This is a genomic window from Nocardia halotolerans, from assembly GCF_042650145.1.
In the GTDB taxonomy this organism is placed as follows: domain Bacteria; phylum Actinomycetota; class Actinomycetes; order Mycobacteriales; family Mycobacteriaceae; genus Nocardia; species Nocardia halotolerans.
On sequence record NZ_JBHSDL010000025.1, the window covers coordinates 748,446 to 762,592 of the forward strand.

General features: G+C 67.0%; 13 protein-coding genes, 1 tRNA gene and 1 pseudogene. 7 read left to right on the forward strand and 8 right to left on the reverse strand.

Annotated features, from left to right (window positions below):
• Positions 1 to 75 precede the first annotated feature (75 nt).
• On the forward strand, positions 76 to 909 hold the full coding sequence (locus ACFO5K_RS21980; RefSeq protein WP_378566078.1) for an ion transporter: 834 nt from the start codon (positions 76 to 78) through the stop codon (positions 907 to 909).
• Here the strand turns inward: ACFO5K_RS21980 and ACFO5K_RS21985 are convergent.
• The 3 genes from ACFO5K_RS21985 to ACFO5K_RS21995 form a co-directional block, all read right to left on the reverse strand.
• Entirely contained in the window at positions 896 to 2,098 is a 1,203-nt protein-coding gene (locus ACFO5K_RS21985) for a low temperature requirement protein A (protein WP_378566081.1), read from the reverse strand. The two genes, ACFO5K_RS21980 and ACFO5K_RS21985, sit on opposite strands and share 14 nt — an antisense overlap.
• 44 nt (positions 2,099 to 2,142) lie before the next feature.
• Positions 2,143 to 2,601 carry an SRPBCC family protein gene (locus ACFO5K_RS21990; protein WP_378566083.1) on the reverse strand — a complete coding sequence of 153 codons (459 nt, stop codon included), beginning with the start codon at positions 2,599 to 2,601 and terminating at the stop codon, positions 2,143 to 2,145.
• A gap of 94 nt (positions 2,602 to 2,695) precedes the next feature.
• Positions 2,696 to 3,268 (reverse strand): TetR/AcrR family transcriptional regulator, encoded by a 573-nt coding sequence (locus ACFO5K_RS21995; RefSeq protein ID WP_378566086.1) that lies wholly within the window; start codon positions 3,266 to 3,268, stop codon positions 2,696 to 2,698.
• Between the two features lie 71 nt (positions 3,269 to 3,339).
• Here ACFO5K_RS21995 and ACFO5K_RS22000 point away from each other — a divergent pair, with 71 nt between their 5' ends.
• The 3 genes from ACFO5K_RS22000 (at position 3,340) to ACFO5K_RS22010 (ending at position 6,347) form a co-directional block, all read left to right on the forward strand.
• Complete coding sequence (locus tag ACFO5K_RS22000; RefSeq protein WP_378566089.1) at positions 3,340 to 3,912, forward strand: dihydrofolate reductase family protein; 573 nt, start codon at positions 3,340 to 3,342, stop codon at positions 3,910 to 3,912.
• A gap of 134 nt (positions 3,913 to 4,046) precedes the next feature.
• Positions 4,047 to 5,312: an aspartate kinase gene (locus ACFO5K_RS22005; protein ID WP_378566092.1), complete on the forward strand. Its 1,266-nt coding sequence runs from the start codon at positions 4,047 to 4,049 to the stop codon at positions 5,310 to 5,312.
• A gap of 3 nt (positions 5,313 to 5,315) precedes the next feature.
• On the forward strand, positions 5,316 to 6,347 hold the full coding sequence (locus ACFO5K_RS22010; RefSeq protein WP_378566095.1) for an aspartate-semialdehyde dehydrogenase: 1,032 nt from the start codon (positions 5,316 to 5,318) through the stop codon (positions 6,345 to 6,347).
• A 135-nt stretch (positions 6,348 to 6,482) separates the two neighbouring features.
• On the opposite strand, the gene ACFO5K_RS22015 is transcribed toward ACFO5K_RS22010, so the two are convergent.
• Entirely contained in the window at positions 6,483 to 7,841 is a 1,359-nt protein-coding gene (locus tag ACFO5K_RS22015) for a serine hydrolase domain-containing protein (protein WP_378566098.1), read from the reverse strand.
• Positions 7,842 to 8,341: 500 nt separating this feature from the next.
• Positions 8,342 to 9,463, reverse strand: a pseudogene (locus ACFO5K_RS22020) (APC family permease); the annotation flags it as partial.
• 715 nt (positions 9,464 to 10,178) lie between these two features.
• Here ACFO5K_RS22020 and ACFO5K_RS22025 point away from each other — a divergent pair.
• Positions 10,179 to 10,814 (forward strand): arsenate reductase ArsC, encoded by a 636-nt coding sequence (locus tag ACFO5K_RS22025; RefSeq protein ID WP_378566101.1) that lies wholly within the window; start codon positions 10,179 to 10,181, stop codon positions 10,812 to 10,814.
• A gap of 72 nt (positions 10,815 to 10,886) precedes the next feature.
• Here the strand turns inward: ACFO5K_RS22025 and ACFO5K_RS22030 are convergent, their stop codons facing one another.
• Positions 10,887 to 11,291: a MerR family transcriptional regulator gene (locus tag ACFO5K_RS22030; RefSeq protein WP_378566104.1), complete on the reverse strand. Its 405-nt coding sequence runs from the start codon at positions 11,289 to 11,291 to the stop codon at positions 10,887 to 10,889.
• A 63-nt stretch (positions 11,292 to 11,354) separates the two neighbouring features.
• On the opposite strand from ACFO5K_RS22030, the gene ACFO5K_RS22035 reads away from it, so the two are divergent.
• On the forward strand, positions 11,355 to 12,317 hold the full coding sequence (locus ACFO5K_RS22035; protein ID WP_378566107.1) for an NAD(P)-dependent oxidoreductase: 963 nt from the start codon (positions 11,355 to 11,357) through the stop codon (positions 12,315 to 12,317).
• A gap of 45 nt (positions 12,318 to 12,362) precedes the next feature.
• Here ACFO5K_RS22035 and ACFO5K_RS22040 read toward each other — a convergent pair.
• Together ACFO5K_RS22040 and ACFO5K_RS22045 are read right to left on the reverse strand one after the other, a co-directional pair.
• Positions 12,363 to 12,436 (reverse strand) — tRNA-Pro (locus ACFO5K_RS22040).
• Between the two features lie 73 nt (positions 12,437 to 12,509).
• Positions 12,510 to 13,472: a metallophosphoesterase gene (locus ACFO5K_RS22045; protein WP_378566110.1), complete on the reverse strand. Its 963-nt coding sequence runs from the start codon at positions 13,470 to 13,472 to the stop codon at positions 12,510 to 12,512.
• 167 nt (positions 13,473 to 13,639) lie between these two features.
• On the opposite strand from ACFO5K_RS22045, the gene ACFO5K_RS22050 reads away from it, so the two are divergent.
• Complete coding sequence (locus ACFO5K_RS22050; RefSeq protein WP_378566113.1) at positions 13,640 to 14,104, forward strand: GatB/YqeY domain-containing protein; 465 nt, start codon at positions 13,640 to 13,642, stop codon at positions 14,102 to 14,104.
• Positions 14,105 to 14,147 lie beyond the last annotated feature (43 nt).

Below are 14,147 nucleotides of genomic sequence, written 5' to 3' on the forward strand. Positions count from 1 at the left end.
GCGCCGACCCTTTAGCGTGGGCAAGGTACAGACCCGAACACGCGGCCCCGCCGCCGGAGAACACAGGAGCAACAGGTGGCGTCACCGGGGATCGAACGGGTCGAAGCGCTGCCGGACGTGCGGTCCAAGACACCGACGCTGCGCACCGACATCTTCATGCTGATCCTGGCGATCGTGTCGGTGGTGCTGGTCGGGTGGATCACCTTCTTCCCCGTGTCCGGGTCGACCTACCGGGCGATCGTGGTGGTCGACTGGAGCATCTGCGCGATCTTTCTGACCGAGTTCGTGTGGCGCTGGCGGCGCGCGGGCTGGCCCTGGTCGTTCCCGTTCGTCTACTGGTACGAGGTGCTGGGCATGATCCCGGTGACCAGCCCGCTGTTCCGCGGGTTCCGGTTGCTGCGGATCGTGGTGATCCTGATCCGGCTGGGCCGGGTCGCCGACCGGGCGCTGGGGGAGCGGGTCACCGCGAAGGTGGTGAACCGGTTCGTGGGCACCATCGTCGATGTGATCAAGCGGCCGATGACGGTCGCGATCCTCGACGAGGTGTCCAATGTGCTGCGCGCCGGTCACTACACCCAGAACATCGCCGCGGCGCTGGAGGAGAACCACGCCGAGGTCGATCAGCTGATCATGGACCTGATCAAGAACGACCCGCAGACCGGCAAGCTGCGCTACGTCCCGTTCCACGACGACATCATCCGGCTCGTCGCCGACACGGTGTACCGCATGCTGCGTCAACTGCTCGACGACCCGCGCACCGACGAACTCGTCGCCGACATGCTGCGCGAGAACCTGGACCAGATCAACGCCGCCGTGCGCGCAGGGGTGAAGGTGCCGCCCTCACAACGCGGGGCGACGCCCACCGAACACGGCGTGCGTCACCACCTCGGTCAGCTCAAGCGTGTCTGATCGCGTCGCGCGGTTCGGCGAAGCGCACTGTCTCCCAGATGGTCAGCGCCGCCAGCACCGCGCACAGCAGCGCCAGCGCGGCCAGCGCGGGTAGCCGGGTGGCCACCGGGATCGCCGCGAACAGCAGCACCGCGACCACCACCCGGGCACTCGACAAGGACCGGGTCGCGTAGTACTTGGTGCCCACCAGCGCGAGCAGGAAGATGGCCGGTCCGGCGAACAACGCGCACAGCGGGACACCGTGCAACGCTTCGGTCAGCGTGTGGTGGGAGGAATCGCCCACGTAGTACAGGACCTTCTTGAGTCCCAGCGACAGCGCGATCACGCCGACGATCATCGGGAAGTGGCCGTAGGTGTAGCAGATCTGCGCGATCTTGATCCGCCGTGAGCCCGCGGCCTCGGCCAGGGCGTGTTCGATTGCGATCGCCGCGACGTCGAAGTAGAGCCACCACAACAGACCGGAGACGGCCAGGCCCAGCATGGATCCCAGCACGATCGGCCAGGAGATGGGCAGTCCGGCCACGCCGATGCCGATGGAGACGATCGATTCACCGAGCGCGACGATGATGATGAGCCCGTGCCGTTCGGCGAAATGGCTGGCCGAGTTCAGTCGCCAGTCGGTGCCCGCGGCCCAGGTCCACAGCATGTCACCGGTGATCGCGGCGATCCAGAGCAGGATCTGGACGGTGCCGGTGGTCATCGCGGCGATCACCAGCAGGGTGGTGCCGAGCGTGATCGACCCCAGTGACCAGCGCAGCAGCTGTCCGCGCAACTGGGTGTCGTCGGCGCTGATCGACCAGAAGATGGCCACGTGCACCAGGCGCACCACGAGATAGGCGATGGCGAACACGAGTGGGCCGAACCAGCCGCCGGGCAGGTCGGTGAACGCCTCCGGGATGGTGAGCGCGGCGACGAATGTGGCGCCCATCGCGGCGAACATCGCCATCCGGGTGATGCCCTCGTCGGCGCGCACCACATTGCCCACCCAGGAGTAGGCGATCCACACCCACCACATCAGGGCCAGGACCAGGCCCGCGCGCAACAGGTTCGTCGCGGTGGGGTCGTCGGCGGCCAGCGCGGTGACCATCGTGAGGGCGAACACGAGCACCAGGTCGAAGAACAGTTCGAGCTGGGTCACCGAAGCGTTCTCGGCGACCGGCTGGAACCGGGCACGGCGTTTTCCGGTCATGGCGATCATCGTCGCACCCGAGCGCCGTGTTGGCGGGCAACCGGCTAGCCGACGGCGTAGCCCTCGATTTCGGGGAAGCGTTCGGCGAAGTCGATGAAGTTGGCCACCACTTCGTCGTTGGCCTTGCGCAACGTGCGGTTGAACAGCATGCCCGGAATGGGCAACGGCAGCGACAGTTCGACGTGGTAGTCGATTTCGGTGCCTTCCGGGGTGGCGAGCAGGTCGAACCAGCCGGCACCCTTGGAGCCGCGGCTGCTGTCGGCCACCACCCAGGACACCCGGTTGGGCTCCCAGGAGTATTCGAGGACCTGGTCGTCGGAATTGTTCATGAAATGGGCGGTGACGAACACCCGGCGTGGTCTGCCGTCGGCGTCACGGGGGCCGACCCGGACATTGCTGTAGGAGGTGGACCATTCGCCCAACAGGTCGACGGCCAACAGGGCGTCCATCACCTGGTCGATATCGGCGTCAACGGTGAATCGGATGTCGATCTTCGAGCGCACTGTGTCTGTCCTCCGAACCCGCAGCTTTCGCGCCCGATTGTGCACAGGTGTACCAGTGATCGTCAACACGTCTATGGTCTGGACAAATGACCGGTCAGCCGCTTATCACACGCGCCACGGCCGTTTCGATCAGTGCGGCGCTCTGTTGCTCGGTGAAGATCCCCGGCAGGGTGAGGTGTTCGACGATGAGCCAGTTCAGCGCCAGGTAGAGCAGTAGCACCGAGTCCGCGTCGCCGGGCAGGCCCGACGCCAGGTGGTTGCGCACGTTGAAGTCGATGTCGGCGCGCACCCGTTCGGTGAGGACTTCGCGCAGTTCCGGGCGCCGGGTGGCTTCGAGTCGCAGCTCGAGCAGGGCCAGGTAGGCGGTGCGGTGCGATTCCAGGCGACCGACCACTTCCTTCATCAGCGCGGTGATGTGGTCCACGGTCTTGGGACCGTCGCTGACCAGCGCCATCGTCTCCGCGCTCGGTTGGATCACTTCGTAGAAGCGCACCCCGGCCTGGGTGAGCAGTTCGTCGCGGCTGGCGAAGTAGTTCGACGCGGTGCCCGCCGGCACGCGGGCCTGTTTGTCCACCGCGCGGAAGGTGAGGCCGCGGGCGCCCTGCTCGGCGAGCACCTCGATGGCCGCGTCGAGCAGGGTTTGCCGTCGTTCGGGATTAGTTCGCACTTGACACCACTCCGGTTGTAGTACTACGTTTAAACCACTTCAAACATAGTACTACAGATTGGGCAGTAACTATGCGAAAGCTCGTCTACTACATCGGCGCTTCCATCGACGGCTACATCGCGGGCCCCGGCGGCGAAGTCGACTTCTATCCGGTCACCCAGGAATACGCGGCCTCGCTGAGCGCGGAATTCCCCGAAGCCATCCCGACACACCTGCGCGCGCAGATCGGCATGGACGTCGACACGCCGAACAGGAACTGGGACACCGTGCTGATGGGTCGCGGCACCTACGAACCGGGCCTGGCCGAAGGCGCACCCAGCCCATTCGCGCACCTGAAGCAGTACGTCTTCTCCACCACCCTCGAGCAGCAGCATCCCGACGTCGAGATCGTCGCCGGCGACCCCGTCGCCTTCGTGCGCGAACTCAAGCAGCGCGACGGCGGCGACATCTGGCTCTGTGGCGGCGGGAAGCTGGCCGGGCAACTCCTCGACGAGATCGACGAGTTGATCCTCAAGAGCTATCCGGTCATCGCGGGCGACGGGATACCTGCCTTTACAGGCGTCTTCAAACCGTCACGTTTCACCCCGCTGCGGCGCAAGCAATTCGACAACGGCGCCCAGGTCACCTGGTTCGAACGGGCCTGAACGGCGAGGTCATCGCCAGGTGACAAGCCTGTGTCGTTTTCCACAGCGAAGGTAGGTAGCAACCGAACCAGGGGTCGACGGCCGGTACCCTTGGTCGCTGATACCCCTGACGCCGATCGTGAAGGACCGTTGCTGTGGCTCTCGTAGTTCAGAAGTACGGAGGATCCTCGGTGGCTACCGCCGAGCGGATCCGGCGCGTCGCTGAACGGATCGTGGAGACCAAGAAGCAAGGCCACGACGTCGTCGTGGTCTGCTCCGCGATGGGCGACTCGACCGACGAACTCCTCGACCTCGCCGAGCAGGTGGCCCCCGCGCCACCCGCTCGCGAAATGGACATGCTGCTCACCTCCGGTGAACGCATCTCCAACGCGCTGGTGGCCATGGCCATCCACACCCTCGGCGCCGAGGCCCGTTCGTTCACCGGCTCGCAGGCAGGCGTGATCACCACCGGTGCGCACGGCAAAGCCAAGATCATCGACGTGACCCCGGGCCGCCTGCAAGAAGCCCTCGACGAGGGGCAGATCGTGCTGGTGGCCGGCTTCCAGGGCGTGAGCCAGGACAGCAAGGACGTCACCACGCTGGGCCGCGGCGGTTCCGACACCACCGCCGTCGCCCTGGCCGCGGCGCTCAACGCCGACGTCTGCGAGATCTACACCGACGTCGACGGCATCTTCAGCGCCGACCCGCGCATCGTGCCCGACGCCCAGAAGCTCGACAACATCTCCTACGAAGAGATGCTCGAGATGGCGGCCTGTGGCTCGAAGGTGCTCATGCTGCGCTGCGTGGAGTACGCGCGCAGCTACAACGTGCCCGTTCATGTCCGGTCGTCCTACACCGACAAGATCGGCACCACTGTTTTCGGATCTATGGAGGACATTCCCGTGGAGCAGGCAATCCTGACCGGCGTCGCGCACGATCGCAGCGAAGCCAAGGTGACCGTCGTGGCACTGCCGGACGAGCCGGGCTACGCGGCCAAGGTGTTCCGCGCGGTCGCCGACGCCGAGATCAACATCGACATGGTGCTGCAGAACATCTCCAAGGTCGACACGGGCAAGACCGACATCACCTTCACCTGCCCCAAGACCGACCTGGTGCGCGCGGTGCAGATCCTCACCAAGCGACAGGACGAGATCGGCTTCGCCGAGATCCTCTCCGACGACCACATCGGCAAGGTCTCCCTCGTCGGCGCGGGCATGAAGTCGCACCCCGGCGTCACCGCGACCTTCTGTGAGTCGCTCGCCGAAGCCGGCGTCAACATCGACCTGATCTCCACCTCGGAGATCCGGATCTCGGTGCTGGTACGCGACACCGAACTCGACCAGGCGGTGCAGGTGCTGCACAACGCATTCGATCTCGGCGGCGACGAAGCGGCCGTCGTCCACGGCGGAACGGGGCGATAAACGATGGGCGTACGTGTAGGAGTGGTCGGCGCGACCGGACAGGTCGGCGCCGTGATGCGCAAACTGCTCGAAGAACGCAACTTCCCGGTCGATGAGATCCGGTTCTTCGCCTCCGCGCGTTCGGCGGGCAAGACCCTGCCGTGGCGCGGCGAGGAAATCGTCGTCGAAGACACCGAGACCGCCGATCCGAGCGGCCTCGACATCGCACTGTTCTCCGCCGGTGGCGCCATGTCACGCGTGCAGGCCCCGCGCTTCGCCGCGGCCGGTGTGACCGTGATCGACAACTCCTCGGCCTGGCGCAAGGACCCCGAGGTGCCGCTGGTCGTCGCCGAGGTCAACCCCGAGGACACCCGCAACCTGCCCAAGGGCATCATCGCCAACCCCAACTGCACCACCATGGCCGCGATGCCGGTGCTCAAGCCGCTACACGACGTAGCCGGCCTGCAGCGCCTGATCGTGTCGTCCTACCAGGCCGTCTCGGGATCCGGGCTCGCCGGTGTCGAAGAACTCGCCTCGCAGGTGCGTGCGGTGGCCGCCGACGCGGAGAAGCTGGTGCACGACGGTTCGGCCGTGGAGTTCCCGGCACCCAACAAGTACGTGGCGCCGATCGCGTTCGACGTGATCCCGCTGGCCGGCGACCTCGTCGACGACGGGTCCGGCGAAACCGACGAAGACCAGAAACTGCGCAACGAGAGCCGCAAAATCCTCGGCCTGCCCGACCTGCTGGTCAGTGGCACCTGCGTGCGGGTGCCGGTGTTCACCGGACACTCGCTGTCGATCAACGCCGAATTCGCCGAACCGCTTTCGGTGCAGCAGGCGCAGGAACTGCTGGGTAAGGCGCCCGGTGTGCGGTTGGTCGACGTGCCGACGCCGCTGGCTGCTGCCGGTCAGGACGACTCGCTCGTCGGGCGTATCCGGCAGGATCCGGGTGTGCCGAACGGGCGTGGGCTGGCGTTGTTCATCTCTGGGGACAATCTGCGTAAGGGTGCTGCGCTGAACACGATCCAGATTGCGGAAGTTCTGCTGAACAACTGAGTTTTTGGGGCGCGGGGCGCTCTGGGGCGCGGCGTCATCACGGGCGGGTTATTGGTCTGTGGTGGCGTCGCGTTGTTTGTTTTGGGGGGTGTTCGGGGTGTGGTGTCGGGGCGTGTGGGCGCTGTGAGGCGCGCTTCAGCGGATGGTTCGGATGCCGGGAGTTCGGGGGTCGTCGCCTAGGCAGGCCAGGACGGCGCAGCCTGGGGGGATGCTGGCGAAGGGGGGTGCCAGTGGCTGGTTGAGGCAGTCGAAGACGGTGCACCCGGGGTAGGCGCCGGGGCCGATGCCGAAGACGGCCAGCAGGATTTCGGCGTCGATCAGCGACTTCGGGTCGAACTGCAAAGGGGGTTCCACGTACGGTTCGGGGGTCGGTACGGGGGTGTCGGTGAACGCGGCGAACAGGTGGCGGAAGAACTCGTGCGGTAGTTCCTCGGCGTGGGCGAGGATCCCGCTCGGGCCGTAGGCGCTGATGTTGCCGAACGCGCCGGTCCACATCACCATCAGGTCCAGTTCGGGGACGAAGAAGACGTTCTGCAACGCCAGCCCGGACATGAAGAACGAGCCTTCGGGCAGGAACTCCGGTGACTCGGCGCAGCCGGCGCCCACCCAGAACAGGTAGCCGTAGCAGGGGTTCTGGGGTGAGGGGGTGCGGGCGCGGCGCAGGTAGTCGGCCGAGATCACCCGTTCGGCGCCCCAGCGGCCGTCGTTGGCGACGAGCAGCCCGATCTTGGCGAGGTCGTCGGGCGGCAGCATCAGGTGGGCGTATCCGTAGGTGTGCCCGGATCGGTCCTTGGCCCAGTAGTAGTCGCCGGCGGGGATACCGAGCGGGTCGAACAGTTCGCGTTGGGCGAACTGCTGCAGTGGTTGGCCGACGGCCAGTTCGATCACATACGACAGCAGGTCGACGTTGCGCTGGCTGTAGCTGAACGCGGTGCCGGGCGGGTTGGCCAACGGCACCGCCAGTGCCTGCACCGCGCTGTTCGGGTCCACCGGGATCACCGCGGTGATGCCTTCGGTGAGCACGCCGACCTTCATGCCGGAGGTCTCGGTGAGCAGATGCTCCACGGTGATCGAGCGGTGCACCGCGTCGCCGAGGCCGGGTGGCAGGTAGCGGTCGATGGGCGCGTCGATCGCGAGTTTCCCCTGATCGGAAGCGATTCCGGCGAGCATCGACACGACCGACTTGGTGACGCTCCAGATGTTCCACGGCACCGTGCCGGTTTCGTCGTTGCGCGCACCCTCGCCGACGAGGCAGTTGTGCCGGAACACCTGCACATTGAGCCGGTTACGTGAGGCCGCGAACTGCAGTGCCGCATCGAGTTTCGCCGAGTCGAGGCCCACCTGTTCCGGTGCCGCGCGCTCGAGCTCACGCTGTGAGGTCACCTCGCAGGTGGTCGAGCCGCTCGGCGCGGCCTGCGCCGGTGCGGCGAACAGGCTCGCCGAAACCAACGCCGCCGCACATGATCCCGCCAGCACACCCCTGATCAGCCCCATGTGGACGAGGGTAGCCCGCCCAGCTCACCGTAACGTGTATAGCAGGGCCACATGATCCCTGATCACGGGCGTGTCGGTCGGCCCGCGCGGTGTCGCGCCGCGTACACCGCCGCCCCGAGCGCCAGCACCCCGAGCCCGGTCAGCACCGAGCCGAGCGGCAGCGCGAACCCGACCACGACACAACCCACCGCGCCGAGCACCGGAATCCAACGTGCGGGTCTGCGCCGTCCTCGTATCGCACCGAGACCAGAAGTGCGCCCAGTGAATTCGTCGTCACCCGGCCCGCCGGAGGCCGCGGGTGGGGGTTCGGCGGGAGTTGCGTGCGGTGGTTCGCCGGAGGTTGCGTGTGGGGGCTTGCCGGGAGTTGCGGGTGGGGGTTCGGCGGGAGTTGCGTGCGGTGGTTCGCCGGAGGTTGCGTGTGGGGGCTTGCCGGGAGTTGCGGGTGGGGGTTCGGCGGGAGTTGCGTGTGGAGGCTCGCCGTGAGTTGCCTGCGTGGGCTCGGCAGAAATCGCAGGCGCCTGCTTGCCGGCGGCCTCGGCAGCGGTGAGCGTGGCGGCTGACAGGTTGGCGATCAGGTAGTAGGCGAGGACCGTGAACGAGGAGAACCCGATCGCCGCGCGCAGATCCATGGTCGCGGCCAGCACCGCCACGACCGCGCCCACCGCGAGCTCGGCCCGGTGCGGCACCCCGTATCGCGGGTGCACGGCCGCCAGCGGGCCGGGTAGGTGCCCGTCGCGGGCCATGGCGAGCGTGGTCCGCGAGACGCCGAGGATCAGCGCCAGCAGTGACCCCGCCGCGGCGAGCACCGCCCCCACCCGCACGACCGGCGCGAGCCACTCGGCTCCGGCAGCGGTCACCACCTGCGCCAGCGGGTCGGGTGCGGCGGCCAGCCCACCGGAGCCCAGTGTGAGCAGCGCGGCCACCGCGACCATGGTGTACACCGTGAGCGCACCGGCCAGCGCGAGCATGATCGCCCGCGGAATGGTGCGCGCCGGATCGCGCACCTCCTCACCGAGGGTGGCGATGCGCGCGTAGCCCGCGAAGGCGAAGAACAGCAGCCCGGCCGCCTGCAACACCCCGTACGGGCCGATCTCGGCGTCGAGGACCGTCGCCGTCGAGTGATCCCCGCTGACACCGGCCACGACCACCGCGGCCAGCACGCCCAGCACCAGCGACACGATCGTGCGGGTCGCCGCCGCCGACTTCTGCACCCCCACATAGTTGATTCCGGTCACCACGACCACCGCGCCCACCCCCACCGCGTGTTCGTGCCCGGGCCACGCGTAGCTGCCCACGGTCAACGCCATCGCCGCGCACGACGCCGTTTTCCCCACCACGAACCCCCACCCGGCCAGGTAGCCCCAGAACGGGCCGAGTCGCTCCCGGCCGTACACGTAGGTCCCGCCCGACATCGGGTACAGCGCGGCCAGCCGAGCCGACGACACGGCATTGCAGTAGGCGAGCACCGCCGCCACCGCGAGCGCCCCCAGCACCCATGAGCCCGCCGCCGCGGCGGCCGGCCCGAGTGCGGCGAACACCCCGGCGCCCACCATCGCCCCCAGCCCGAGCACCACACAATCACGCAGCCCGAGCGTGCGCCGCAACTGCGGGTCCGTTCCCATGCCGCCCATCGTGGTGGATCGGCGACCGGTGTGCGAGCCGGGCGCGGAAACGACGAACGCCGCCAGGTCGATGAGGGAGACCTGGCGGCGTTCTGGGTGCCGACGCCCCACAAGCGCCTCTCGGCGAGTGGTCGCTCGTAGCGACAAATGGGGTGAGGCCCGGGGCTGTTCGGGCGCCGACGAACAGTTCCAACGCGCACCCGTCCGGCCCCATTCCATGCGGGTGTGTGACGGTGCCGACAGCACGAGGCAGCTACGCCGCTGGGGCGAACTGCCTCGTGGTGGTGTCGGGGTGGTGGGCGCCTCGGCGCCCACCGGTCGGGTCAGAAGTTGCTGAACCAGTACAGCAGGCTCGCCAGCAACCAGACGATCATCGTGTCCATCGTCGCTCTCCATCTTGTCGGTCCTTCCATCATCGCCGAGAACCGACAAGTTGTTCTTAAGAACCTCTAGAGACCTCCGTCGCAAACTTTTCTCAGACACCGGAGCAACCGGGTCCGGACGGTCTCGAGGGGTGATCGGCCGGACCCGGCGGTGCAGACCAGACGGTGGCTCTTCCAGACGCTGAATCCGCACTGCCGACGGTAACCACGCCGAAGGACTGGACCGCAGTTGCTCGCAGGACGTGTCATGAGTGAAGCGACCGGGCCGGTCGACACGGGGTACGGCGGCCCGGTCGTTTGCGTTCGGCGCCGTGGCGGGTAAGTGTTGACCAGTGGTCGATATTGCCGAGCACCGAGATGCCCTGGATCGTGCCGAACAGCGGTTGCGTGTGGAGTTCGCGACGATGTTCGAACCCGCCACGATCCATCACTTCCTGCACACCTCCTACGCCGATTTCGCCGCCCGCGCGACCGTCACCCTGTACCTGCCGCTGCTGGCCGAACGTTTCGCCGCCCAGCGCCTCGACGCGGTGGCCAAGATCGAGGGCAAGGTCGCCAGGCCGCGGCCCACCGTGCTGTTCCTGTGCACCCACAACGCGGGCCGCTCCCAGATGGCCCTCGGCTACTTCGAGGACCTGGCCTTGGGCCGGGCGGTGGCCTGGTCGGGCGGATCGGTCCCCGGCGGCCAGCTCAACCCCGCCGCGGTCGCCGCCATGGCCGAAGTGGGCATAGACATCTCCCGCGAATACCCCAAACCCTGGACCGACGAGATCATCCGCGCCGCCGACGTCATCGTCACCATGGGCTGTGGCGACACCTGCCCCCTGGTCCCAGGCGTGCGCTACGAGGAATGGATCATCGACGACCCCGCCGGCCTGGAAGTGGACCAGGTCCGCCCCATCCGCGACGACATCGCCCGCCGAGTAGTCACCCTCCTGGCCGACCTCGGCATCCCCACCACCGCCTGACGCTTCCGAAAGTGCGATGAACCAATCGTCGAACGTCCACTCATGCGATTTCAGGGCATTCGTCGCAGAAGCTCACGGCGCGGTGTTCTCGGCTGCGCGGCAGCCGTCGGCCTCGGCGGAGTTCGGCGGTAGCGCCGCTGCCACGATGCTGTCCAGCACCGTGCGTGCGGCCAGTAGCTCGGCTACCGCGTCGGCGATTCGGTTCTGCTGACGATGAAGGTCGGGAAGCATTTCCTGGCACCCGGGCGCCAGTCCTCGTCCCTCGTCGACCATGCAGGGCAGCATCTCGGCGATCGTGCGGGTACTGAGACCGGCCGCCAGCAGCGTGCGGATGTTGCGTACGGTCCCGACGTCGTCTTCGCGGTACTCGCGATACCCGCTGGGCTGCCGCGCGGGCTGTAACAGGCCTTGCTCCTCGTAATAACGCAACAGGCGGATGCTGACGTCGGTCCGGTGTGAAAGCTCCCCGATGCGCATCTGCGATCACCGCCCAATTCCGAGTTGACCCTCACATTGATGTGAGACTTTACCGTACCTGACATGACACATCTCTCGAACACCGTGCAGGACAACCGCATCAGCCTCCTAGGACTCGGGCCCATGGGCTCGGCGCTGGGCGGAGCACTGCTGAAGCAGGGCCATCGCCTCACCGTATGGAACCGCACACCCGGCAAAGCCGACGACCTGGTCGCGAAGGGCGCGCAGCAGGCGCGGACCGTCGCCGAGGCGGCAACCGCGAGCACGATCACCATCGTGTGCCTCAACGACTACCCGACCATGTACCGGGTCTTGGACGGCGCTGCCGCGGAGCTCGAAGGCAAGGTCCTGGTCAACCTCAACTCCGGTACGCCGTCCGAAGCGCGTGCGGCTCTCGCCTGGTCGGCCGAGCGCGGCATCGACTATCTCGAAGGCGCCATCATGGTCCCGCCACACCTGATCGGCGAACCCGGTGCGGTGATTCTGTACAGCGGCGACCAGGGCGTCTTCGATCGGCACCGCACGACATTGGCGAGCTTGGGCGACCCGCGCTATCTCGGTGCCGATATCGGGCTGGCGGTGCTCTACAACACCGCCCTGCTCGACATGATGTACACGACAATCAACGGCTGGCTCCATGCCACCGCCCTACTCGATTCCGCGAACGTCTCGGCACAGAAGTTCGCCGAACTCGCCCTCGGCTGGTTCATGCCGACCGTGGTCGATTACGCGTCGCTGACCGAGCAAGCGCCCGATCTGGATGCCGCCCACTATCCGGGTGAGCTGGGCACGCTGGCGATGAATCTGAACGCGCTGGAACACATCACCCGGACCAGCGAAGAACAGGGTGTGCACTCCGACCATCCGCGGCTGATGAAGGAACTCGCCGAACGCGCCATCGCCGAGGGACATGGCAGCCAGAACTACTTCGCCGTCTATGAGCTGTTCAAGAAGACCGATTCCGCTGCTGCCGCCCATCGCGCATTCCTGGCAACCACCGCAGGTGGACATGCAAAAAGCCTCTGACCAGGAGAACCAGGTCAGAGGCTTTTCGGTGTCTCAACCAACACGTCGGGGTGACAGGATTTGAACCTGCGACCTCTTCGTCCCGAACGAAGCGCGCTACCAAGCTGCGCCACACCCCGTGAGGCGAACCTGAAGTAGCTTACAACGAGGTGGCGCGAATCGTTAAATTGGCTGCTCAGCGGGGGTGCGGGATCAGCGGGCGACGGCCTCGGATTCCGAGTAGCCGTGTGCCGAGCTGGTGGTGGGGCGCTTGGGCGGCGCGCCGACCAGGGTCAGCAGGGTGGCTTCGGGGCGGCAGCAGAAGCGGTAGGGCGCCCACGGGGAGGTGCCGATACCGGCCGAGACGTGCAGCTGGGTGTGTTCACCCCACTGCGAGGCGCCCTTCACCCGCGACTTGTCGATGCCGCAGTTGGTGACCAGCGCGCCGTAACCGGGGACCACCAGCTGGCCGCCGTGGGTGTGCCCGGCCAGCACCAGGTCGTAGCCGTCTTCGGCGAAGCGGTCGAGCACGCGCGGCTCCGGGGAGTGGGTGACGCCGATGCTCAGCTGCGCGAGCTGGTTCGGCGCACCGGCCACGGTGTCGTAGCGGTCGCGCTGCAGGTGCGGGTCGTCGACGCCGGCCGAGGCGATGCGGATTCCGGCGACCTCGAGGTCGCGGCGGGTGTGGGTCAGGTCGAGCCAGCCGCGTTCGGTGAAGGCCGCGCGCAGATCCTTCCACGGCAGCGGATCGCCGTAGACGCGACGGTGATCGGTCTTGAAATACTTCAGCGGATTCTTCGGCACCGGGGCGAAATAATCGTTGGAACCGAAGACGAACAGCCCGGGCCGAGCCAGCAGCGCGCCCAGGGATTGCACCACCGCGGGCACGGCCTTGGGGTGGGAAAGATTGTCACCGGTATTCACGACCAGGTCGGGTTCGAGCCGATCGAGTTCGCGCAGCCACTGCTGTTTGAGTTGCTGACCCGGCATCATGTGCAGGTCGCTGATGTGCAGAATGCGCAGGGTCGGCGAGCCGGGCGCGAGCACCGGCATCGTGGCCTCACGCAGCACGAACGCGTTGCGTTCGATCAGCGTGGCGTATCCGATGCCTGCGACGGCGGCCCCGGCGGCTCCCAACGCGGTTCGGCGGACAGCGGACGTCGAGATAACGGGCATTTGCCCAGCATAGGCGACCCCCTCCCGGATCGGCGCGTGTGTTTCCGCACAAACGGTCGGAATTTCTCCGCGCGGGTGAATCCGCACCGATCACCGCAGCGGTGGCCGAATGTGTCCGCGATGAAAATGTGATGGGAGTGTCGTGGGTGAACGGCTACCGTGAAGCCATGTCGGAACTGAAAGCCACACTGCGCGCGGATATGACCACCGCGATGAAATCCAAGGACAAACTGCGTTTGGCCACCCTGCGGATGCTGCTCGCCGCGATCCAGAACGCCGAGGTCTCCGGAACGCAGGCCCGGGAGCTCTCCGACGAAGACGTGATCGCCGTGCTGCAGAAGGAAGCCAAGAAGCGCAACGAGTCCGCGACCGTCTACGAGCAGAACGGGCGTGGCGAACTGGCCGCCAACGAGCGCGCCGAAGAAGAGATCATCGAGGAGTACCTGCCCACCCAGCTGAACGAGGCCGAGGTGGCTCAGGTGGCCGACAACGCGATCGCCCAGGTCGCCGAGGAGCTCGGTGAGCGGCCGGGAATGCGGCAGATGGGTCAGGTCATGAAGGTCGCCACCGCCTTGGCCGCGGGTAAGGCCGACGGGTCGCGGCTCTCGGCGGCGGTCAAAGCCCGCCTCTGACAGCAACGACGAGGGCCGCCGTCCGGTGTGGACGGCGGCCCTC